General features: G+C 61.5%; 21 protein-coding genes. 9 read left to right on the top strand and 12 right to left on the bottom strand.

What is annotated here, in order from left to right; genetic code table 11:
• Positions 1 to 6 precede the first annotated feature (6 nt).
• Positions 7 to 879, top strand: a complete 873-nt coding sequence (locus K3758_RS17530; RefSeq protein WP_259950274.1) for an NAD(P)-dependent oxidoreductase — start codon at positions 7 to 9, stop codon at positions 877 to 879.
• A 9-nt stretch (positions 880 to 888) separates the two neighbouring features.
• On the opposite strand, the gene K3758_RS17525 is transcribed toward K3758_RS17530, so the two are convergent.
• From K3758_RS17525 to K3758_RS17490, 8 genes are read right to left on the bottom strand one after another with little or no spacing between them, the layout of a single operon-like run.
• Entirely contained in the window at positions 889 to 1,614 is a 726-nt protein-coding gene (locus tag K3758_RS17525) for an SDR family NAD(P)-dependent oxidoreductase (RefSeq protein ID WP_259950266.1), read from the bottom strand.
• Positions 1,611 to 2,393 carry a cyclase family protein gene (locus K3758_RS17520; protein ID WP_259950265.1) on the bottom strand — a complete coding sequence of 261 codons (783 nt, stop codon included), beginning with the start codon at positions 2,391 to 2,393 and terminating at the stop codon, positions 1,611 to 1,613. The genes K3758_RS17525 and K3758_RS17520 overlap by 4 nt, the downstream gene beginning before the upstream one ends.
• Complete coding sequence (locus K3758_RS17515) at positions 2,390 to 3,637, bottom strand: SDR family NAD(P)-dependent oxidoreductase (RefSeq protein WP_259950263.1); 1,248 nt, start codon at positions 3,635 to 3,637, stop codon at positions 2,390 to 2,392. The genes K3758_RS17520 and K3758_RS17515 overlap by 4 nt, the downstream gene beginning before the upstream one ends.
• Entirely contained in the window at positions 3,634 to 4,803 is a 1,170-nt protein-coding gene (locus tag K3758_RS17510) for a thiolase family protein (protein WP_259950262.1), read from the bottom strand. Before K3758_RS17510 ends, K3758_RS17515 begins: the two co-directional genes overlap by 4 nt.
• Positions 4,800 to 6,425 carry an AMP-binding protein gene (locus tag K3758_RS17505; protein ID WP_259950261.1) on the bottom strand — a complete coding sequence of 542 codons (1,626 nt, stop codon included), beginning with the start codon at positions 6,423 to 6,425 and terminating at the stop codon, positions 4,800 to 4,802. Before K3758_RS17505 ends, K3758_RS17510 begins: the two co-directional genes overlap by 4 nt.
• Entirely contained in the window at positions 6,422 to 6,901 is a 480-nt protein-coding gene (locus K3758_RS17500; RefSeq protein ID WP_259950247.1) for an aromatic-ring-hydroxylating dioxygenase subunit beta, read from the bottom strand. Before K3758_RS17500 ends, K3758_RS17505 begins: the two co-directional genes overlap by 4 nt.
• Complete coding sequence (locus tag K3758_RS17495) at positions 6,898 to 8,232, bottom strand: aromatic ring-hydroxylating dioxygenase subunit alpha (RefSeq protein ID WP_259950244.1); 1,335 nt, start codon at positions 8,230 to 8,232, stop codon at positions 6,898 to 6,900. The genes K3758_RS17500 and K3758_RS17495 overlap by 4 nt, the downstream gene beginning before the upstream one ends.
• 11 nt (positions 8,233 to 8,243) lie before the next feature.
• Positions 8,244 to 9,194: a PDR/VanB family oxidoreductase gene (locus K3758_RS17490; protein WP_259950242.1), complete on the bottom strand. Its 951-nt coding sequence runs from the start codon at positions 9,192 to 9,194 to the stop codon at positions 8,244 to 8,246.
• A gap of 137 nt (positions 9,195 to 9,331) precedes the next feature.
• Between K3758_RS17490 and K3758_RS17485 the strand changes: the two genes are divergently transcribed.
• The 5 genes from K3758_RS17485 to K3758_RS17465 all read left to right on the top strand — a co-directional run bounded on the left by K3758_RS17485 (position 9,332) and on the right by K3758_RS17465 (position 14,004).
• On the top strand, positions 9,332 to 9,826 hold the full coding sequence (locus K3758_RS17485) for a MarR family winged helix-turn-helix transcriptional regulator (protein ID WP_067628730.1): 495 nt from the start codon (positions 9,332 to 9,334) through the stop codon (positions 9,824 to 9,826).
• Positions 9,827 to 9,964: 138 nt separating this feature from the next.
• The gene (locus K3758_RS17480; RefSeq protein WP_259950240.1) at positions 9,965 to 10,984 is read left to right on the top strand and encodes a TRAP transporter substrate-binding protein; all 1,020 of its coding nucleotides are present in this window, start codon (positions 9,965 to 9,967) and stop codon (positions 10,982 to 10,984) included.
• 58 nt (positions 10,985 to 11,042) lie between these two features.
• Positions 11,043 to 11,546 carry a TRAP transporter small permease gene (locus tag K3758_RS17475; protein WP_259950238.1) on the top strand — a complete coding sequence of 168 codons (504 nt, stop codon included), beginning with the start codon at positions 11,043 to 11,045 and terminating at the stop codon, positions 11,544 to 11,546.
• A complete protein-coding gene (locus tag K3758_RS17470; protein ID WP_259950234.1) occupies positions 11,543 to 12,856 on the top strand; it encodes a TRAP transporter large permease in 1,314 nt (437 codons plus the stop codon). The genes K3758_RS17475 and K3758_RS17470 overlap by 4 nt, the downstream gene beginning before the upstream one ends.
• A gap of 95 nt (positions 12,857 to 12,951) precedes the next feature.
• The gene (locus K3758_RS17465) at positions 12,952 to 14,004 is read left to right on the top strand and encodes a M42 family metallopeptidase (RefSeq protein ID WP_259950232.1); all 1,053 of its coding nucleotides are present in this window, start codon (positions 12,952 to 12,954) and stop codon (positions 14,002 to 14,004) included.
• Between the two features lie 35 nt (positions 14,005 to 14,039).
• On the opposite strand, the gene K3758_RS17460 is transcribed toward K3758_RS17465, so the two are convergent.
• The 4 genes from K3758_RS17460 to repA form a co-directional block, all read right to left on the bottom strand.
• Positions 14,040 to 16,007, bottom strand: a complete 1,968-nt coding sequence (locus K3758_RS17460; protein WP_259950231.1) for a cache domain-containing protein — start codon at positions 16,005 to 16,007, stop codon at positions 14,040 to 14,042.
• Between the two features lie 153 nt (positions 16,008 to 16,160).
• Positions 16,161 to 17,315: a plasmid replication protein RepC gene (gene repC, locus K3758_RS17455; RefSeq protein WP_259950230.1), complete on the bottom strand. Its 1,155-nt coding sequence runs from the start codon at positions 17,313 to 17,315 to the stop codon at positions 16,161 to 16,163.
• A 178-nt stretch (positions 17,316 to 17,493) separates the two neighbouring features.
• Complete coding sequence (gene repB / locus K3758_RS17450) at positions 17,494 to 18,489, bottom strand: plasmid partitioning protein RepB (protein WP_259950228.1); 996 nt, start codon at positions 18,487 to 18,489, stop codon at positions 17,494 to 17,496.
• Positions 18,489 to 19,664: a plasmid partitioning protein RepA gene (repA, locus tag K3758_RS17445; protein WP_259950225.1), complete on the bottom strand. Its 1,176-nt coding sequence runs from the start codon at positions 19,662 to 19,664 to the stop codon at positions 18,489 to 18,491. Before repA ends, repB begins: the two co-directional genes overlap by 1 nt.
• A gap of 452 nt (positions 19,665 to 20,116) precedes the next feature.
• On the opposite strand from repA, the gene K3758_RS17440 reads away from it, so the two are divergent.
• The 3 genes from K3758_RS17440 to K3758_RS17430 are packed head-to-tail and all read left to right on the top strand — an operon-like array spanning position 20,117 to position 22,340.
• Entirely contained in the window at positions 20,117 to 20,821 is a 705-nt protein-coding gene (locus tag K3758_RS17440; RefSeq protein WP_259950224.1) for an ABC transporter permease, read from the top strand.
• Positions 20,821 to 21,531, top strand: coding sequence for an ATP-binding cassette domain-containing protein (locus K3758_RS17435; protein WP_259950515.1), 711 nt, complete (start codon positions 20,821 to 20,823; stop codon positions 21,529 to 21,531). Before K3758_RS17440 ends, K3758_RS17435 begins: the two co-directional genes overlap by 1 nt.
• Positions 21,528 to 22,340 carry a substrate-binding domain-containing protein gene (locus tag K3758_RS17430; protein WP_259950221.1) on the top strand — a complete coding sequence of 271 codons (813 nt, stop codon included), beginning with the start codon at positions 21,528 to 21,530 and terminating at the stop codon, positions 22,338 to 22,340. Before K3758_RS17435 ends, K3758_RS17430 begins: the two co-directional genes overlap by 4 nt.
• Positions 22,341 to 22,352: the final 12 nt, after the last annotated feature.

Here is a 22,352-nt window from a genome sequence, read left to right as displayed (position 1 = left end):
AAACCCATGAAAATCGGTATGATCGGTGTCGGCCTGATGGGCCACGGAATTGCGCGCAACGTGATGCGGCGCGGGGGTTTTGCGCTTGGCTATTTCGACCACCCCGGCAACCAGCCGACCGATGAGCTGGACGGGCTGGGGGCCACGGCCTTTGACAGTCTTAGCGATCTGGCCGTCGCGTCGGATGTGATCATCCTCTGCGTCACCGGCTCTCCGCAGGTCGAAGGAATTCTGACCGGGGCGGGCGGCGTGATTGCCGGGCTGAAGCCCGGTGCGGTTGTGGTCGATTGCTCCACCTCCCTGCCCGCTTCGACGGTAAAGATGGCCGCGGCGGTCAAAGCGGCGGGGGGCGAATTCGTTGACGCGCCAATGACCCGCACCGCGCAATTCGCCCATGAGGGGAAGTTGAACCTGCTGGTCGGGGGTGAGGCCGCAGTGGTTGAGAAGGTCTCTCCGGTGCTCGCCTCCTTCACCGACGAGGTCAAACATGTGGGCGAGGTCAGCGCAGGCCACCGTTTGAAATTGCTGCACAATTACGTCTCGGTCGGGTTCATGTCGCTGCTCGCCGAGGCCGCCGCGCAGTCGGCAGATGCAGGGATCGAGCCGCAGAGTTTCGTCGATGTTTTGGCTGGTGGCGGCGGCGCCAGTGTCGCGCTTGATCGGCTGTCGCCTTTCATCGTCAGCGGCGACCGCGAGGCGCTGCCCTTCGCGATCAGCAACGCGCTTAAGGATTTCGACTATTACCGCCAGATGTCCGCGCAAGCGGGCGCGCAGGTTGAGATTGCCGATGGGGTCTATGGTGCCTTGTCAAAGGTCGTCGAGATGGGCGCGGGCGATGCCTATGTCCCTGAATTGGTGAAGCATTTCCGCAAGGTCTAAGGATCGGCGTCAGAGCGTCAGCGTCCCGATGCTCGACCCGCCACAGACGAAAAGCGTCTGGCCGGTGACGAAACTATTGGCTGGATCGCAGAAGAACAGGAAGGCATTGGTCACGTCCTCGACTTGCCCCAACCGGCCTACGGGGATGCGTTTGGCAAGGTCCGCTTCGCGTTCGCTTTCTTTCGGGATGATGCCCCAGAAATTATCGGTCTGCACCGGGCCGGGCGCGACGACATTGACGGTGATTCCATGCGGTGCAAGCTCCAGCGCCCATGTGCGCGCCATGCCGATCATCCCTGCTTTCGACGCCGAATAAGCGGTGCGCGTCGGGGCGCCCAAGGCGGCGCGCGAGGCGTTGAACGTCACCCGGCCAAAGCCGCGTTCTTTCATGGCGGGCAAGAAGGCTTGCAGCAGCGTCAGGGCCGAGCCGAGGTGTAGTTGCGCGAGGCCGGTGATGTCTTCGGGCTTGGCGTCTTCGATGAGATTGGGCCAGATCAAACCGGCGTTATGCACCAGATGGGTCACGTCATAGCGTGCAGCGATGTCGGCGGCCACGGCGGCGACAGAGGCGGGGTCGAGAAGGTCGGCTTCGATATGCTCACATCCTTCCGCCTCCCATTCCGGCTTGCCCCGCGCGATTGAGATCACCCGATAGCCGCGCTCCAACAGCCGCTGCGCCAGATCGGCACCGATGCCCTTGCTGCCCCCGGTGATGACGGCGGTGTACTCGCTCATGGTCTCTCTCCCGGTATCAGCGCCAGCACCCGCAAGGGGCTGCCGGTCCCGCCTTTAATCTTGAGCGGCGGTGCGATCAGCATGGCCCCGGTGGGCGGCAGTTGGTCGAGGTTGCACAGACATTGCAGCCCGTATTTGCCGGCCCCATGCAGAAGGTAATGCGCCGGAAAGGGCGGATCGTAATGCATCCCCTGCCCCGCATCGGTGCCGACGGTTTCGGTGCCAAAGCCACGAATGCCGCGCTCCAACAGAAGGGCGATCGCGGCGGGTGTGGGGCCGGGCGAATGGGCGCCGTCTTCGCGCATGTTGAGGTAATCCGCGCCGCTGCGCTTTGACCAATCGGTGCGCATCAGCACCCAAGCGTCGGCGGGGATCGGCCCGTGCTGGGCCTCCCAATCGCGGATGATCTCAGGCGTCAGCTCAAAGTCGTCGTCGTGTCCTGCCCCCTCGGAGCAATCAATCACCACGACTGGGCCGATGAATGCCTCTGCCGGGATTTCATCCACCGCGCCGTTTGCCACGTCCTTGCCCGAGACCCAGTGAATCGGCGCGTCGAAATGGGTGCCAGTGTGCTCATTGAGGGTGAGGTTATGCCACTTCCACGCCGGGCCACGATGGTCATAGGCCGAGACCTCCTCCATCCGGAACCGCGCGCATTGGCCGAACTCTGGCGGCAAGACGATGACCGGGAAGTCCGGGTCGAGCCTATGGGTCAGATCGACGACCTTTGCCGCACCGCTTGCCAGTGCTTCGGCCAGTGAGGTGATTGCATCGCTCATGCGCCGCCCCCCCGCGTTTCGCGTTCCATCAAGGCCGGATCGTCCAGCCAGCGGGCCAGCGCATCTTTGGCCACGTCACCGCAGGCGACCTCTTCCAGTCCGTCGACCAAGCCACTTACCACCGTCCGCGCCAGAGCGCGGGGGGTGACTTTGGGCGGCGGCAGGGGTTGGTGCCAATCATCGTCTACCGGGCCGGTGTAGACATTCATCACCCGCAGGCCGGACCCGGCAAATTCCGCCCGCAGCGTCTGGCTGAGCGACCGCGCCGCTGCCTGCGAGGCATCAAAGCCACCGAACCCCGCCTCGGGCGCCAAGGCCCCGACCGACAGGAGATTGACCCAAGCCACCGCCGCATTGACCCCATCCGCCGTGCGCGCGGCCATCGCGGGGCCAAAGCCCTGCGCCAATCGCATCAGGCCCAGCACATTGGTCTCCATCCCCTCGCGGGCAAAGACCGTGTCACTGCCCAGCACCCCGCCGGGGCGGATGAATTGGGCGGTGTTGATCAGGATGTCGACCTTGCCACCGATCTCTGCCGCAAGGCGCGAGACGGCGGCCCCATCGGTGACATCAAGCGGCATGAGGCTGACCTTCTCCATCCCCTCGAAGGCCGCGCGGCCTTCCCACCGGCGCCAATGTTCCGGCTCCCCCAGGAATATCTCCGCCGCACCTGCGCTCAGAAGCGCTTGGGCCAGCGGCAGGGCCAAGGGGGAGCGGGCATCGGTGATCAACACCCGCCGATATTTCGGATCGCTCGACATTTCGCGCAGCATCGGATCGTCTTGCATCAATTCGCTTCCCTCTCGCGGCAGGGCCACCATGACCCCCTGCCCGGCCCGGTCCAGTTTCAACGCCAGCCGCACCGCATCACCGCGCCCGACTTCGCCGTGCAGATGGCACACCGCCACCGGCCCCGCGGCCAGCTGCACCGTGCCGATGCGCCACGGCAGCCGCTCGCGAAAATACGGGTCGGGCGAGACGCGGATCGTGGTTTCGGCCAAGACCTCGCCCGCGCGGTCCGTCTCGCGCCAGTCCAGCGCGACGGACAGGCATTTGCAGCAGGCATCGCGGGGGGGATATTGCACCGCCCCGCAGTCGGCGCAGTGTTGCAAGGCGAAGGTGCCGCGCCCGGCGGCGATGGCGAGGCCGAGGGCCGCGCGCGACCGCTGCGCGGGCGGCAGCGTCGGCACCCTGCTGCGCTTTTGCGGGTTCTTCTTTCGGGGCGGGGTCAATGGATCGATCATGGCGCGCCCCCTTCGATGATCGCCGCGGCAGAGCAGACGCCCCGGTCATAGTTGATCATACCAAAGCCCGAGACCAAGGCCCGCCGGGCGTTTGTCACCTGCGTGCCCTCGGCCTGCCCGGTCACCTGCCGGATCGCCTCGACCAGCCCCAGATAGCCGCCCGCGGCCCCGGCTTGGCCGACCGACAACTGCCCGCCCGAGGTGTTGTGGGGGAAATCGCCGTTGATCGTCAGATCTCGCCGCCGGGAAAAGGCGGCCCCCTCCCCCTTGGCGCAGAACCCGAGGTCTTCGAACTGCATCATCGAGATCACCGGGTAGTCGTCATAGGTTTGCAGCAGATCGACCCCCTCAGGCCCATGGCCCGCCATCTCGTAGAGCTCACCGATATCCACGCCCCAGCCGCCGCGCAGTTGGATCGGGTCTTCGGGATAGGCGTTGTGTCGTTCGATCGTGCCGCTGATCTGGGCGAAGGGCAGGTCGCGGCGCAGGGCCTCGTCCTCGCGCATGACCAAAAACGCCTCGGCCCCGGCGCAGGGCATGACGCAGTCAAAAAGCGCGATGGGGTCTGAGATCATCCGGGCGTCCATATACTGCGCCAAGGTTAGCGGAGTCTTCATCAAGGCCGCAGGATAGTTCAGCGCATTTGCGCGTTGCGAGACCGCAATATGGCCAAAATCCTCGCGTGTGGCGCTGAATTCTTGCATGTAGCGGTCCATCAGCAGCGCGAAACTGGCGTTGGGGCCGCCGAACCCATAGGGAAAGGTTGCGTCCATCGAAAAGCGCGAAAACCCGCTGAGCAGGGTGCGAAAACTGTCGATCCGGTTTGCGTCCCCCGCCACACAGGCGACCACATCCACGTCCCCCGATTGCACCGCCCGCGCCGCACGGCGCAGCGCGATCACCCCGCTGGCCCCGCCCGTCGGCACGGTATCAAGCCAGCGCGGGGAAAGCCCCAGATGTTGGGTTAGCCCCACCGGCGTGTCGGGGGCGAGCGAGAAGCTGGAGACCGAAAATCCGTCCAACTCCGCCGGAGCAATCCCCGCTCGCCCCAGCATATCCCGCAGGGCGCGGGCGATCCACCAATGCGCGGTCTCGTTGCTGTAGCGCGCGTAGGGAACCGAGGTAGGTGCCGCGAGCACCACACCATCATAGCCCTGACGCCTCATGCCGCTGTCCGTTTCTTCAGCCTGCGCAGGTCTTGCGTGGCAGGGTCGGCGAGCAGGTCGGCGGCCAGCGTTTTCAGCACCGCGCGTTGCAGTTTTTGGGTCGCGGTCAGGGGCAGCGCCTCGACAAAGGCGATGAAGCCGGGGGCCTTGTAGTAGGCAAGTTGGGTGAGGCACCACTGGGTGATCTCTTCCGCCAGCGCGGCAGGATCGGCGGCGCTGTCTTTGGCAACGATACAGGCAAAAACCTCATCTCCGCGCACCGCGTCGGGCACGGCGGCGACGGCGGCGCTGGCCACGGCGGGGTGGCGCATCAGAGTCGATTCCACCTCAACCGCCGCGATGTTTTCACCAGAGCGACGGATCACGTTTTTCTTGCGGTCAACGAAATACATCGCGCCATCCGGAGCGCGGCGCACGATGTCTCCGGTGTGGAACCAACCGCCTTGCCATGCTTCATCGGTGGCTTGGGGATTCTTAAAATAACCCGCGAAAAACCCGCGCCGGGGGTCACTGCCCGCGCGGCGCACCAGCAGCTCGCCCTGTTCCGCGTCTTGCCCGGCATCATCGACCAGCCGCACATCCAGCCCACCCTCGGGGGCACCAAGACAGCTTTCGCCCACCCTGCGAGGTGCGCGGTTGGCGCAGATCACGGCGCCCGCACCAGTTTCGGTCATGGCCCAAGCCTCCACCAACGGAAAGCCAAAGCGCGCCTCAAACGCGGCGTGGAGTTTCGGGTCGACCCCTGCACCGAAGCCGAAGCGCAGGGCGTGATCGCGGTCTGCCTCGTCTTCGTCGGCCCCCATCAGCATCGACGGCATCACGCCGAGGTAGTGTAGGCAGGTCGCCCCCGATGCCCGCACCGAGGCCCACCAGCTGCGCGGATGGAACCGATCAAGCGCGGTCAGGCAGCCGCCCACGGCGACCATCGCCATAAAGGAATATGCCATAGCGTTCATGTGAAAAATCGGCAGGGGCGTGATCATGCGCTCGCCGTCTTGCGACAGGGCGCAGAGCCCGCCCGTGTCGGCGTACCACCGACCGGCCTCGAGGAAATAGGTATTGGTGAGGATGCAGCCTTTGGGCTGGCCCGTGGTGCCGGAGGTGTAGAGAAGTGCGGCTTCCGCGTCCTCCGCGCCGCCATTACGCGCCGCGATGGCCGTGAACGTGACCGGCGGTGGGAGTGGATCGCCCGGTGCAATCACCGGCATGTCGCGCCCCGCCTGCCGCGCTGCCGCGCGCAGGTCATCGCCCCGCGAAGGGATCGCCACGGCCAAAACAGGCTCGGCGTGGTCGATCATATAGCTCAGCTCCGCCGCGCGCAGATCGGGGTTCACCGGCACGACCGCCAGGCCCAACCCATTCAAGGCCAGCCACCAAAGGAAAAAGGCCGGGCGGTTCTCCATCAGCAGCATGACCCGCTGGCCGGGAAGGTAGCCCGCCGCCGCGATGTTTTCACGCAAAGCCGCAACCTCGCGCGCGGCTGCGGCATAGCTCACCTCTCCCGCCGTGATCCCGTAGATTTCCGCCGTTTCTGGCAAGACATTGAGAAAGGCGCGGTTGGGATGCCGCGCGGCGGTGTCCTGAAAGGCCGCGTAAACCGTTTCGATCTCTGGCGCGATCATGGCAGCAACTGAATGTTGCGAAAGGCTGCATCGCAATTGATGATATCGACCCGTTTGTTGGCAATCCGAAGCGCGCCATCGACCATGGCCAACTCATGCCGCGCGGTGACGGCGAGCAGTTGCTGCTCATCAAGCCGCGTCTCGACGTAGTGCATGAAGGTGGTCGTGACGAAGCGCCCCGCCTCCATGTCCATCTCATCCACGAAAGGCCGTTGGATCACATGATGGCAGCGGCTTTTGGGCTTTTGGCTGAAGGTCCGCGCGCCGTTGAGCCGTTCGACGCGCAATTTTAGCATGAACATATCTTCATACATCAACGAGGTTTCGTTGATCGGATCGGTCTGCTGATAGTCCAGCGGCATCCAGTAATGCCCGTCCGCCAGCCATAGGTTCAGCCATTCGGTATAGCGCCCCTCGTCCAACATGCGCACTTCGTCATAGATGAAGTCGATCAGGATTTCGCGCGTCACGCTCATTCCGCAGCCTCCGCCGTTTGGCCCACGGTCATGAACTTGACCCAAGCGTGAAATTGGTTGCGCATCTGGCGTTCGGTGGTGCCATTTTCGACGGCTTCGACCTCAAAATCCTCGTCCTCTTCGATCAGGCGCTGGATATTGACCCATTCCATCCCGTCGACCATCAGACCCTCTTGGGCGCGCTCGTACATCTCCAGATCATCGTGCCCGACGATGGAAGTGGGCGCGTTGATCATGCGGTTGTACATCGCGGTGCGGGCGGTCAGTTCCTCGGGGGCATCGACAAGGCGGTAGATGTAGCTTTCCACCACTGTGCGGTTTGCCGCGATGGGGATGAATACGCGCAGCTGCTGGATCGGGCCTTTGATCATGATGTTCGGGAAATAGACCGTGTTGTGGCGGTTTTCGTCCAAGATCGCCTTGGCTTTCTCCTCTCCATAGCTGTCGCAGAGCGCTTCGAAATAGCCGGGAATGGCGGCGTAATCCGAGTGGATTGAATGGTTTACGCCCGTGTGCCCGTGGCCATTGGGCCAAGTGCGGATGCCCATGCCTTCGAAAAATTCGTAAGGCGACATGAAGGGGGCGATGATCTCCATCGCGGGGGGTTTGGGGGCGCCTTCGGGGAGGCCCAGTTCCTCGTAGAGTTTCACCGCCGTCCCGGCAGAGCTTTCGTGGGCTACCATCGGGTGGCAGGTGTCGGTCTGGTTTTCGACCAGCATCTTCCAGTTGCAGTGGTGCATGTAGCGCAGCGGCGGGCCGACGACTTCGAGCCGTCCTGCGGGGGAACGGTCCACCATATTGTCGAGCGAGGTCAGGCTTTCGCCAAAGAACTCTTCGAAACTGATGCCCTCTTCCGCGAGCCGGGCAAAGATGAAGCCGCGGTAGTTCTTCACATCGCCAACGCTGCGCATGCCCTTGCCGCTGTCGGTCTCTTCCAGCCCGGTATCTTGGTAGCCTTTTCTGAGCGGGATCGCCAAAAGGCAGCCGTCAGTTTTGAAGCTCCATGCATGATAGGGGCAGCGGAAGAACTTGCCGGTGTTGCCCTGCCGGTCGATGACGATTTTCGTGCCCTTATGCGGGCAACGGTTCAGCAGCACATGGATGTCGCCGGTGGAATGACGCACCTGAATGACCGGCTGGGTGCCGATGTGGGTGCTGAAATAATCGCCCTTGTTCGGCGTCTGACTTTCATGGCCGACAAAGACCCACGCATTGGCGAAAAGATGCTTCATCTCTTGTTGGAACACTTCCGGATCGGTGTAGATATCGCGGTGCACCTGATGTGGCTGCACGAGGGCGGCCAGTGCCGCCGGGCTGTCGTAACGTCCCATGAGTTCCTCCCTCAGATGTCGAGTACAAGGCGCGGTGATTTGGCGCGGCTGACGCAGATTTGCATGACATTGCCTGCCGCGCGTTCCGCCTCGGACAGAACCACGTCGCGGTGATCGGGGGTGCCGCTGATGACGTCGCATTGGCAGATGCCACAGTCGCCGCGCTGGCAGTCGTACATGACATCGACGCCGCCCGCCTCCAGCACGTCGATGATGGATTGGCCGGGCGGGATGGTGAACACCTCTCCGCTTGAGGCCAACTCGACCTCAAAGGCGCTGTCGCCCGCTTGCTCTTGGGGCGCGTCGAACAGCTCAAAATGAATGCGGTCAGGCGCGATGCCCGCGGCTTCGGCTTTTGCCTTGGTCGCGTCGATCAGCCCCTTGGGGCCACAGACATAGAGATGCGTGTCGCCCCCCGTAGAGGCAATCACCGCATCAAGGTTCAGCGCGCTGTCGTCGTCGTCACAATGCAGATGCAAGGCATCGCCAAAGGTCACACGCAGGGGGTCGCGATAGGCCATCAGGGGGGCGCTGCGGCCAGAGTAGTGAAAAGCAAACGCCTGACCAGCGGCCCTGAGCGTCGCCGCCATTGAGATCATCGGCGTGATGCCAATCCCCCCCGCCAGCAGCACCGCAGGCGCGTCTTGGGTCAGGGGGAAATCGTTCTTCGGCGCGGCGCAGGTGATTTCTGCCCCCGGTTTCAGCCCGTGCATATGGGTTGAGCCGCCCTTGCCCTCAGGCTCATGCTGAACGGCGATGCGGTAGCTCTCGGGGGCCTCGGGGATGGGATCGAAGGAGATCAGAGAATAGGCGCGGGTGTCGCCGTCGGGCAGATCGAAAAGCACATGGGCCCCCGCCTCCCACCGCGGCAGCGCGCTGCCATCTGCGGCTGCAATCTGGAACTCACTGATGCGATCAGTCAGCGCTGTGACCTCCCGCACAATAGCGTTGATCTTCGTCATGTGATGTCCTCCCGTGGTAAACAATATGATTTTTCATATAGTTTCGGTCAAGGGTTTTCTTGCCAAGTGCGAATTTGACCGCCATTTAGAGGTGCCGAGGCGCAAGGAGCCCTCTTTTCATCAAAGGCTTAACAGGTGTGACGCAGCAAAAGACCGACGCAACCTCTGACAAAGACACGGGTCAGGAGGGGGGATTCGTCTCCGATTACCTGCTCTATTTGTTGGCGGCGGCCAGCGATGTGGCGAGCGCACAGTTCCACGCGCAGGTGCGCAAGGCGGGGCTGCGCGTGCCGGAATGGCGCGTGCTGGCCTGTCTGTCGGACACCGATGGCGCGATGATCACGCAACTGGCCCGGCAGGCGCTGGCCGAGCAATCACGACTCACCCGGATCATCGCCCAAATGGAGGAACGCGGCCTGCTGATCCGCCGCAGTGACCCCGCCGATGGCCGCCGGGTCCGGGTCTATCTGACCGATGCGGGCCGGGCGCTGGCCGCCGAACTGGTGCCGCAAGCGCGCCGTCATGAGGCCGCTTTGATGGAAATGCTCAAGGGCAATGAGGGCGCGCAATTGAAACCGGCGCTGAAATCCTTGCTGGCCGCCTTGGACGACACCGCGGATCAACGCGGCTGATCGCAGCCCTTGCCCTGCGCGCAAAAAATGGTTCCAATCGTGCTGTAAATGTGAATACATGAAAAAGCATATACTTGGCGACACGGGTTTGGGAGAACCCCGCCAAGGCATATCGAACGGTATGGGGAGGAGCCCAAAATGACCAAATTCACCAAGTTTCTCACGACGAGTGCGCTTGCGCTCTGCACCGCGACCGGCGCGTTTGCCGCCGAGACGCTGACCATTTCCACATGGCTGCCGCCGAGCCACCCGGTCAACACCGGCATGTTCACGCAACTGACCGACATGATGTCGGAAGCCAGCGATGGGCAGATCGAGACCGAGCTGAAAAACGGCCTCGCCCCGCCGCCCGCGCAGATGGACCTGCTGCTGGACGGTGCCGCCGATATCGCCATTCTGTTCCACGGCTACACGCCCGGTCGTTTCGTCGGCACGAAACTGGTCGAGATCCCCGGCTACGAAGGCAATGCCGAAGCCGCATCGGTTGCCCATTGGCGCGTGCATGAAGCGATGCTGGCCGAGTTGGACGAGCACCGCGGCGTGAAGGTAATCGCGCTGACCACCCACGGTCCGGGGCAGATTCACTCCAACAAAGAAGTCGCCTCGCTGGATGACCTTCAGGGTCTGAAAACCCGTCTCGGTGGCGGTGTTTCGGCGGATGTGGGGGCGGAGCTTGGCCTCGTCGGCATTCAGGTGCCCGCGCCCAAGGTTTACGAAACCCTCGATTCCGGTGCCGCCGATGCGGTGGCGATGAACATGGGCGAGCGGATCAGCTTCAAGCTGAACGAAGTTGCCAAGAACGTCTATGAAATGCCCGGCGGTTTTTACCGTGGCTCCTTCTCGGTCATCATGAGCCAAGAGACCTTTGACAGCTTGCCCGAAGACGTACAGCAAAAGCTCGACAGCGAAGTTTTTGGCGAGACGGCGAGCCGCATGATGGGTGCCGTCTGGGATCAAAGCGACGTGGACGCGCGTGAGGCGACCGAAGCCGCAGGCGACAACAAGATCGTCACCGCCTCGGAAGAGGATCAGGCCCGCTTTGCCGAAATGGCCGCCAAGGTCCGTGACAAGGTGATCGCTGAGTTGGACGAGGCCGGTGTCGATGGGCAGGCCGCCTATGAGATGATGCGTGAGGAAATGGCAAACGCCAGCCAGTAACCCCCACCGCCAAAGGGGCCGGTCGCAGCAGCGGTCGGCCCCCAGCCAGGGAACCGCCATGCGCTCTTTGATCCGCCTCACCACCGCCCTCTCGGCCCTGCCGATGACGATGGCTTCTGTCGCGCTTTTCGCGCTGATGGTGCTGACCTTTGCCGATGTCATCATGCGCTCGGTCTTCAACGCCCCGATCGAAGCCGCGACCGAGCTGATCCGCATCGGCATCGCCCTGATCGTTTTCTCTGCCCTGCCCGTTCTGTCGGGCCGCGAGGGGCATATCGCTGCTGATCTGCTGGACCGCCCCTTTGAAAATTGGGGGCTGCAACGCTGGCGCGACGGGCTGGTGACACTGGCCTGCGGGGCAATGCTGTGGTTTCCAGCGGGGCGGGTGGTGGACCTAGCCTACCGCGCGCTGAGCTATGGTGACGTGACCGAATACCTTGAAATTCCGACCTTTTACATCGGCATGTTCATCGCGGTGATGACCTATCTCACCGCCGTTGTGCTGATCCTGCGCGGGCTTTTGCGCCTCTTAGCGCCGCAACTTCTGGACCCTGCCACATGATCGCATCTGCCATCGGCTTTGCCGCCGTTTTCGCCCTCGTTTTGCTGCGCCTGCCGATTGCCTTTGCCATGGGCCTCGTTGGTATGATCGGGCTGGTCTATGAAACCAGCTACCGCGCGTCGATCTCTATGGTGTCGCGGCTGATCATCGACACCAGCCAAGACTACGGGCTGTCGGTGATTCCGCTTTTCATCCTCATGGGGCTTTTCGTCAACAAAGGCGGCATCAGCCGTGAGCTTTACCAAGTCTCAAACGCCTTTCTGGGTCATTTCCGGGGCGGTTTGGCGATGGCCACCATCGTCGCTTGCGGGGGCTTTGCGGCGATCTGTGGCTCGTCCTTGGCCACGGCGGCGACCATGTCCAAAGTCGCCATGCCAGAGATGCGCAAATACGGCTATGCTGACAGTCTCTCGACCGCGTCCATTGCCGCTGGCGGCACGCTCGGCATCCTGATCCCGCCCTCGGTGATCCTTGTGATCTATGGGCTGCTGACCGAGACCTCTATCGGCGCGCTGTTCATCGCGGGCATCGTGCCCGGCGCGCTTGGCATCCTGCTCTACCTCTGCGCGGTGCGCTTTTCAGTCGCCATAAACCCCGAGGCAGGCCCCGCTGGCCCCCGCGCCACATGGGGCGAGCGGCTGCGCGCGCTGAACCACGTTTGGTCGGTGCTAGCGCTCTTTGCGCTGGTGATCGGCGGGCTCTACGGTGTGCTTGATTTCTGGCCCATCCACCTCGCCTTCTCCCCGACAGAGGCGGCGGGCATGGGCGCTGCAGGTGCGTTCCTGATTGCTTGGGCGCGTGGCGGGCTCAGCTGGGCCGGACTGCGTGAGGTGCTGGAGGAAACCACGCTTACTTCCGCCTCGCTTTTCTCGGTGCTGATTGGCGCATGGATTTTCTCAAACTTCGTGAACCTCGCGGGCCTGCCCGAAGGGCTGCTGGCGACCGTCACGGCGCTCGACCTCGGCCCATGGGTGGTCATGGGGCTGATCCTTTTGATTTACATCGCGCTTGGTTGCATTTTCGAGAGCATGTCGATGCTGCTGCTGACGGTGCCGATCTTCTTTCCACTGGTCACCAGCCTTGGGTTTGATCCGGTGTGGTTCGGCATCATCGTTGTCGTGGTGACAGAGATCAGCCTGATTACGCCACCCGTGGGGCTCAACGTCTTCGTCCTCAAAGGCGTGGTCGGCGATGTCTCTACCGGGACGATCTTTCGCGGGGTCACGCCCTTCTGGCTGGTCGATATTCTGCGCTTGATCTTGCTGCTGATCTTCCCCGCGCTGGTGCTTTTCCTACCGGGGCAGATGTAGGCCCCCTGCCCTCTCAGCCTCATCGCGCCGCGTCTGTTTGCACTTCGACCAGCGCGGCGCGATAGTGCGGCCAAATCACCAAAGATGAGGCCAGCATGAACATCGACCTACTCAAAGACCTTTGCGAAACCCCCGGCGTTCCGGGGCGCGAGCACCGCGTGCGTGACCTGATCACCCAGCAGATCGAGGGACTGTTTGACCATGTAGAGACCGACGCCATGGGATCCCTCCTCTGCCGCCGTGATGCGACGGCAGGCGACGGCAAAGCGCCCAAGATCATGCTGCTCTGCCATATGGATGAGATCGGGTTTCTGGTCAGCCATATCTCGAAAGATGGGTTTTTGTACCTTCAACCCGTGGGGGGTTTTGATCCGCGCAACCTCTTCTCGCGCCGAGTGTTGGTCTGCACCGATCAGGGCGATCTGAAGGGCGTGATGAACCCCGGCGGCAAACCCATCCACATCTCCTCCCCCGAGGACCGCAAGAAGATTCCCGAGGTTTCGGAATTCTTCGTTGATCTGGGGCTGGGTGAGAAGGCCAAGGACATCGTCAAGGTCGGTGACTTCGTGGTGATGGATGAACCCTTCCTCGAAATGGGCGATCAATTTGTGTCCAAGGCGCTCGACAACCGCGTCGCCTGCTGGCTGGGGATCGAAGCGATCCGCAAGCTGGCCGACAAGGGGCGCGGGGCGGAAATTCACGTGGCCTTCACCTGTCAGGAGGAGGTCGGCTTGCGCGGCGCGCGCACGGCGGCTTATAAAGTGCAGCCCGACATCGGTCTTGGCATCGACACGACGCTGGCCTGCGACACGCCCGGCGTGCCCGAGCATCTGTCCACCACACGCCTCGGCAAGGGCTTTGGCCTGCACGTGCGTGACAGCAGCTTCATCGCCGATGTGGATTTGGTGCGCGACATCGAAAAGCTGGCCGAGGCGCGCGACATCCCCTTCCAGCGCACCATGCTCGCAGCCGGCGGCCAAGACGGTGCAGCGGCGCAGCAGGCCGCCGCTGGCGCGCGGGCGGTGGGGATCGTGGTCGGTACGCGCTACATCCACACGGTGACGGAGATGGTCTCCAAAGGTGACCTACAGGCGGCGCTGGATATCCTCGTGGCCTATCTGGAAGGCTTTGACGGCAAAGCCGCCTAAAGCCCCCTGCCCCCCCCTAAACGCGCCGCGCGCGTTCAGGGGGGGCCTGCATCATCGGTCGCTTGCGGCAGCCAGACGGTAAAGGCCGCGCCCCCTTCGGCCCGGTTGCGCACCGTGATGATCCCCCCGGCGCGCTGGATCAGCGTCTGAGAGATTGACAGGCCTAGCCCCGTCCCCTCTCCGGGTTTCGTGGTAAAGAAGGGATCGAACAGCGAGCCGAGCAACGCCTCTGGCACCCCCGGCCCACTGTCATGGACAGAAAGCGCGACACCGGGCACAGCGTCGCGCTCCTCAGCCCTAAGATACAGTTCCAACCGCCCTGCCCCCCGCATCGCCTGCACGGCATTGACCACAAGGTTCACCACGACTTGCTGAATCTCGCCCGAGTCCGCGCGCACGGGCGGGACCTCTGCAAAGTCGCAATCCACCTCAATTCCGCCCCGGCTGATCAGATGGTCAACGAGCACGAGACAATCCTGCACCAAGGGACGCAACGAGATATTATGTTCACAGTCGCAATACTCAGACGGTGCGGCGAACTTCAGCAATTTGCCGACGATGACCTCGATCCGCGACAGTTGTCTGTCGATCAGCCCCAGTTCCGTGGCCACGGGCGCGGCATCCTCGCCTAAAGTCTCACGGATGACATCGACATTGCCCATGATGACCGCGACCGGGTTGTTGATCTCATGGGCGACCCCGGCGGTGATTTCCCCGATGGAGGCGAGCTTTTCGCTCATCACCAACTGGCGGAAGGTCTGCTCCAACTTCTCATTCGCCTCGCGCAATTCACCGGTACGCTGATCCACGCGCTGGTTCAGCTCATCATTCCAACTGCGCAACTGCCGGTCGCGTTCTTGAACCTGCTCCAGCAACCAATCGAGGTGATGCGCCACGGCGCCGATCTCATCCCGCGCGGGCACTGGCCCGATCCGCGCCGAAAGCTCTCCCTTGCCGACGCGGTGCATCACCTTTGTCATCCGTTCGAGCGGCGAAAAGATGCCCCGCGCCAGCCACAGGAACACCGGCGCCGACAGGGCCAGCACGGCAAAGAAGGCTGCCAACATCCACCAAAAAGCCTCGCGCTTTGCCTGCGCAAAAGGCGCCTCAAGAAAGCCGACATAGAGCATCCCTACCCGCTCCCCGAAACTGTCGGTGATGGGCTGGTAGCCTGAGATATACCAATCGTTCACCACAAACGCCCGGTCGAGCCAAGTGCGCCCTTCGATCAACACGGCCTCCCGCACTTCGGCCGAAACGCGCGTACCAAGTGCGCGCACATCCTCGAAGAGGCGCACATTGGTCGAGATGCGCAGATCGTCGAGGAACAGCGTCGCGGTCCCTTGTCGGTCGCCGCCGGTTACCGCGTTCAAATAGACCAGATCGTTGATCGTATCGATGAAGTCGAGATTTCGGTTCAAAAGCATTCCGCCAACCAAAACGCCCTGCCTGCCGTTCAGCGCCACCGGGCTTGCCGCATGGACCACCATCCCGCGGTCTTCGACTTTTCGGTTGGTGGGCACGGCAGCGGGCGTGTCGATCACCGGCACCTGGGCGCGGACCGCGAGCGCGTCGTCCAGAGTTGTCAGCCGTGCATTGCTAAACACGTCGATCTCCGCTCCGCTTGTCCCCCGTGCCGCGCGGGCGATCACCGGCCAATCGTCGCCTTCATCGACCGCTCTTTCGAGGGGGAGGAAGCGCAGAAAATCCAAGCCCAGCCGATCTTGTATCTCGGCAAAGAAGGCCACCCGATCTGCGGTCGGCATTTCAAGTACGCGGGCAAATTCGACGGAGCCTGCGACAGCATCCAGTTCATTGCCGGTCTGCGCCAACAACCGCGCGAGATACTGGTTGGCGATCCTTAACTCGCTCTCGACATTCGCGATGAGCACTTCGTCATAGTCCGCCGTCCAACGCGACATGCCCAAGACCAGCAGCAGCGGCATCAACACGATAAGCGGTGTTAGCGCGAGGATCAGCAGGCGTAGGCGAACGGAGGTCATGGGCTTTCCCAGAAAACTGAGGCCAATTTAGCCGCTGCGCCTTCAAGGGTGAAGTGTGGGGGCGTATTTTGCCCGACAAATCCCACCAATTCAGCGTTCTGGCCCGGATTGCCAGCCATACAAATGCCTAACCTACTGTAAAACCATAGTTTTTCAAATTGTCAGCTGACAATTGCGCTGATTTACCAGTGCCGCCACCATAGGATTAAGGGAAAATGCGCCATTACGTGCCATTTGTGTCAAACGGCGAAGATATGCGCCCGGGCTTCGGATGGTCGCGGCTTTCTCAAGCAGACAAAGGACTGTCACCGCAGCGCTCTCCGCACCCATGTCCCGTTTTGCCTCATTTAAGACCGGCGGGTCAATCCCCAGCATTGGGGCAATCTGATCTCCGATCCGTACAATGTCACTCCAATTGCGCATCGCTTCTGGGAAGAAGCTTTTAACTTCTTTGCAAGCAGCGACCACCTCAGCCAAAGTCACCCCTTTCTTCGGCTCTTTGCCTTGACCGTCTATGTTGTCAGCCGAATGAGACAGGGCGTTTTTCGGACCGATCTGCTGTTCAGAGTCTAAATAGGGTTTAATTGAATCCTGTATGTGCCGCTCATTTTCGCCGTCACTGGCGCTCATTTGACCTGTAGATGGGGCAGGGGAAACCGGTTCTGCCTCGGCTTCATCAACGATTGTAGCCGGGCTCTCTAGCGCGTCACGTAACGCATTCTCGAGCAGGGTCAATGCCGCTTCATCCGGCTTGCGCCGAAGGAAACGCAACGCCTCAGCTGCCATCCCCTCAGCGCCACCCTGACGGATCAGCGCATGCCTCAGAACGAGCACCCGGTCTCTCAGCGCTTGCAGCCGTTCACGTCGCGCTTCGGCTGCCTGAGCGGCGGTCTCAATCAAATCTGACTGCACGACAAGGGGGGAGAGGTCGAAGCCAAAGGCCAGCGCAATCGCGCCGCCCCGGTTCCGGGCAAAGCGTTTGCGATTGGGGCTATCGTGCCGGGCAATGAGCCCAACACGCACAAGCTGGGCAAGATGGCGTCGAAGCGTGCTTTCAGGCATCCCGTGCAACCGCTCAGACAGCCGGAGGTTCGAGGCAAATACGATGCCTGCCGCGCCATTTGGAATGTGACGGCTTGGCAGAAAACTCAGCAACGCCTTTAATACGGTGAGGGTGCGGTGCGACAACTCAAAGCAGTCAGCCGCAGTTGTCAGCCGGTCGAGCAAAGCCCATTTGTCCGGCCCCTCGCATGACACTTGGGTAGCCGATTTCGGCCGCCCGAACGCAGTTCGGAACGTGTTTTCCATTTAAAATCACGAAAGACAACAAAATACCGGCCCTATCCCATCGGGTAGAGTTGACATCGATAAATCTTTGGGGCTATCTCGAAGGTGCAAAGTTTGAGAAGGGCCTTCCGGGATTTATCCTGGGGGGCTTTTCTTTTGTGGTCTTGGATGTGCCTCCTGTTGCTACTTCCTCAATTTCTCACGCGCGGGTCTTTTGCCAGCGGTCATGAATCTCTTGCAAAAGCTCTTCTGCATGCGCATCGAGCCATGTATCAAACCCCTCGGCCGCGCGGGCAGGGACGGTCACCGTGACCCCACGCTTGCCGCTGCGAATGTCCGCCAAAGCCTTGCCATCACGGCTCCGCAGGGTGCGGGGCTTGGCCGATGGGGCAGGGGAGGCGGCAGCTTTCTCGGGCTGAGCAGAGGCTTCGGCAAAGATCGCCTCGAACCGTTCATCTGAATTGAACCCTTCCCAGTCGGCCCGCGACATCCGCTTGTCCGCCCGCGCTTTTGCTGCGGGTTGCTCAAAGAGTTTGACCAAAGCCATCCAGCGATCCCGCCCGATGGACGGGGCAGAACCGATCTGGCGCAAGAAAGGTAGCTCGAACGCATGACCAACCTTGAGCATGCGACTGACCATCGGTAGATCGATCGACAGCGCGTCTGCAATTGTCTGCCGGTCATGCCCGCCCACGTCTAACTGAGCAGCAAAGCTCGCCTTTTCGATAAACGACAGGTCTTGTCGCGCGGTATTCTCCTGCCCCTGTGCCATCACCAGGGCATGGTCGTCCAACTGGCGGACCATCGCCTTCACGGGCATTCCAAGCGCTTTCAGTGCCTGAAGCCGCCGCCGCCCGTAGACGATCTCGAACCGTCCGGGGGTTTTGGGGTGGGGCCGAACGAGCACAGGAACCTGCTGCCCGTAAGTCTTGAGGCTGTCATGCAGCTGTTTCTGAGCCTGCGTATCAGTGCCTAAACGGTCTTCGACACCTGCCATGTCGATCAGATTGCCGTCCAATTCCTGAACCGCGTTCTCTTGCATCCGGTTCAACGAAGACTGAAGCGCCCCCACCGCGCCGCGCGGCATTAAACTGGCCTTACCCCGGCTCTTATTAGGCTCTATCGAGGGGGATTTAGGCTTCTCCGGCTTCTCAACATTCGCCGGTGCAGAAGATAAAATGCCTTTACGTGCCATTACCGCCCCCATGCTTTCTGGATCATGCTTTCGATCTCATCATTCACAAGATTGAGTGAATCCACCGCCCGGTCATAGGTCGAGCGGTGAAATTGGGACCGGTCGACCTCATAAATCGTCTGATGGGTCAGCCCGGCATCCGAAATTGCGGTGGATTTCAGCATCGGTGCGACCATGACTTCCTCGTCAAAAAGCTGGCGCAGGAAGGATAGAACCTGCTGTTGCGGTCCATCATTCGGTTCGTACCGATTGATCAGGAAACGCAGGAAATCGAACTCCATGCTTGCCCCTGCGTTAGAGACGACATCGAGCAGGTCCGCGCTCATTTGCAGGAACTGCGACATGGATGCGACGTCGAGCATGTTCGGGACGACGGTGATTAGCACGCCCGTCGAGGCACAAAGCGCCGACATCGTAAGATACCCCAATTGCGGTGGGCAATCGAAGATAACCACGTCGTAGTTCTGCTCCACGTCCTGCAAAGAGGTCGCCAACCGGGCGAAAAATGCCGGCTGGGTGTTGTTCAGCAGAGCCTGAGGGGTCTCATGCTCAAACTCCTGAAGCATTAACCCGCCCGGAGCAAGATCAATGCCAGTAAAGAATGTCTTCTGTATGACATTGGCTAAAGGGACCGGATCGTCATATTGGATGGCATCGTAGATGGTTCCTGAGTTCAGGAAATCATACTCGGGCCGATAGCCAAAAAGCGTTGTTAGAGACGCTTGCGGGTCAATATCGACGCAGAGAACCCGGTAGCCTTTCAAGGCCAGTCGTTGCGCCGCATGGATTGCGCTCGTTGTCTTCCCGCTGCCGCCTTTGAAGTTCAAAAAGGACAATACTTGCAGTTTGTCCCCGTCACGGCGCCCGCGCTGGTAGGCACCGCGTGATTTAGCAGTGGACTCAAGCGTGCGCCGGATTGAGAGCAGATCTTCAGCATTGTAATGCCGCCGCCCCCCGGGGCTTGTCTGGACATCGACGACCTTATTGTCGAAATGGAGTTTGCGAAGGAAGCTGGTTGAAATCCCAAGCAATTCAGCCGCTTCCCCGGCTGAGAAGCGGCGTAGCTCCTTGCGCGCGTCGGGCGCAAAGACCTTCAACATGTGACTTTCCAACGCCTCGGAAAGCGTTTCCGCATTACGGCGGATCCGTGTATTGATGTGTACAGTGTCCGTCACATCTGCCCTCGCTCTCAGTAACGCTATTATTCGGTAGCGCTTTTGTTTCCGTTACTTAATGCCATTAAAGCGACGCGTGCAATAGATTCTTGCGCGAGGAGAGGGAAAGACGGCATCAATAGTCGCAGCTACGATCAAAGATAGTTCGGGCTTTTATGTCGAAGTAACTGTAATCACTTGTTAAAACTATCCTTGGAATTGAGAATGAGCTCGTCAAGAGCTGGATCGCTAGCATAGTCCGGTTTTGCAGTAGTTAGAGCCACATACCCGAACTGCTAGAATCATGTGACGGGTCATCCTGACCTTGCGCGCCCGAGATCACGGTGAGTTTCAAGCCAGTCTGTCTCTTCCGGCAATTTCGGTCCCGGTGGCTCTGGCGTCCGCAGGCCAGTCCTGACAATGTGCGGGAAAAAGGGGGCTTTGGGCCCCAAGTCGGGGGAGGCCACTGCGGGATGGTCGATATTTGGAGCGGACTGACGCAGGCCTTTTGGCTTGTCTTCACGCTTGATCCCGAGCTGGTGGAGATCGCTGGCCGGTCGTTGCAGGTTACCGTCTCCGCGTTAATCGTCGCCTGCCTGATTGCCCTCCCCCTCGCGGCATTGGTCGCCGTAAAACGGTTTCGCGCACGGCGCTTGGTGATCGCGGTTTTGAATGCGCTCATGGGGCTGCCGCCGGTCGTGGTGGGGCTCATCGTCTATGTGGTCCTTTCCCGCTCCGGGCCCCTTGGCGTGTTGGGGCTGCTTTTTACCCCCACGGCGATGATCATAGCGCAGGTGATCATCATTGTGCCGCTCATTGCCTCGATCGCGCATCAGTCGATCCGCGAACTTTGGCAGGAATATCATGATCTGCTGATTTCAATGAATGTCACGCAAGGCCAGAAGATACGGACCCTGCTTTGGGACTCGCGCCGCGCGCTCCTCACCGCCGCTCTCGCAGGTTTTGGCCGCGCGATTGGGGAGGTGGGGGCGATCATGATCGTCGGAGGCAATATCGACCATGCTACGCGGGTGCTGACCACCGCGATCGCGCTCGAGACCGGGAAGGGAGAGTTTGCCTTGGCGCTCGCCCTCGGTTTCGTATTGATCGGGCTGGCCGTGGCGGTGAATCTCGCGATCCATTGGCTGGGCCGCACCGAACGGGAGGGCCGGTGGTGATGCAGCTTTTCCCGATGCAAGCCGGTGCGATCGAAAGCCGCAGACGTGGGCAACGGCTGGTGGGACCGATTGATCTGACGCTGGAAGGGCAGGGCGCCACGGTCGTTATCGGCCCGAACGGCGCGGGCAAAACCACGCTGTTGCAATTGCTCCATGGCACCGCGCGGCTCTCTGCGGGGCGGATCGACTGGGCCTGCACGACCGAAGAGGCGCGGCATCATCAGGCCTTCGTTTTTCAGCGGCCCGTCATGCTGCGGCGGACAGTTTTAGAGAATCTTGTCTATCCATTGCGCCTGCGCGGTGTCGCAAAGGCAGAGGCCCGACAGGCGGCGGAGGAATGGGCCGCGCGCGTCGGGTTAGAGCCGCTTTTGGGCCGCGCAGCCCCTGTGCTATCGGGCGGCGAGCAGCAGAAGCTGGCCCTCGCCCGCGCCCTGATCTGCAAACCCAAGCTGCTGTTTCTGGATGAGCCCTGTGCCGCGTTGGACGGCCGTGCGACCCGAGAGATCGAGGCGATTTTGCAAGCGGCGAAATCTGCGGGCACGCGGCTGATCCTCTCGACACATGACCTTGGCCAAGCCCGCCGTTTGGCCGACGATGTCTTGTTCCTTCTGGGGGGCCGTCTGCATGAGGCCGGTCCAGCGAAGACGTTTTTCAACCAGCCTGAGACCCCCGAGGCGCAGGCATTCTTAAGAGGAGATATCGTAGAATGAAACATTGGATTGTAGGCGCAATTTCCGCGCTGGCGATGAGCGGTGCGGCGCAGGCCGCCGACGTGATGAGAATGGCGGTGACGACATCGTTCAACAACTCGGGCCTTGCCGATGTTCTCTTGCCTCAGATCGCAGCGGACCTCGATCTGGACGTGCAATTGCTGGTCGTCGGGACTGGCCAGGCGATCAAGCTAGGTGAATCTGGGGACGTGGACGCGATCCTGGTCCATTCGCGCAAAGCCGAAGAGGCCTTCGTCGACGCAGGGTTTGGCAGCCACCGAACGGAAATCATGTACAACGATTTCGTCTTTATCGGTCCAAAAAGCGATCCGGCGGGCATCGCATCCTCGGGTGCAGCCACCGAAGCATTGAGCGCAATCGCCGACACAGAGTCTGATTTCGTGAGCCGAGGGGACGACAGCGGCACGCATAAGAAAGAACTGGCGCTCTGGGCCGAAGCTGGGGTTGATCCGGCAGAGTTCGGCGATTGGTACAATGCCGTCGGGGCAGGCATGGGGGCGGCCCTTAATACCGCCTCGGGGATGCCCGCCTATGTGATGTCGGACCGGGCGAGCTGGCTGAACTTCGGCAACAAAGGCGAGCTGGCGTTGCTCTATGCGGGCGATCCGGTTCTGTTTAACCAATATGCCTATTTACCTGTGAACCCCGAGCGTCACGGCCATGTCAAAAACGATCTGGCTCTGAAGCTCGAAGACTGGCTTACATCGGACCGAGCGAAAGCGCTGATCAACGACTACAAGATCAATGGTGAGACGCTATTCGTGTTCAACGCGGAAGGCGCCGAATAACCTGAGTTAGAG

The organism is Sulfitobacter sp. W002, assembly GCF_025142135.1.
Lineage (GTDB): Bacteria > Pseudomonadota > Alphaproteobacteria > Rhodobacterales > Rhodobacteraceae > Sulfitobacter > Sulfitobacter profundi.
This window is presented reverse-complemented; position numbering and strand designations above follow the sequence as displayed.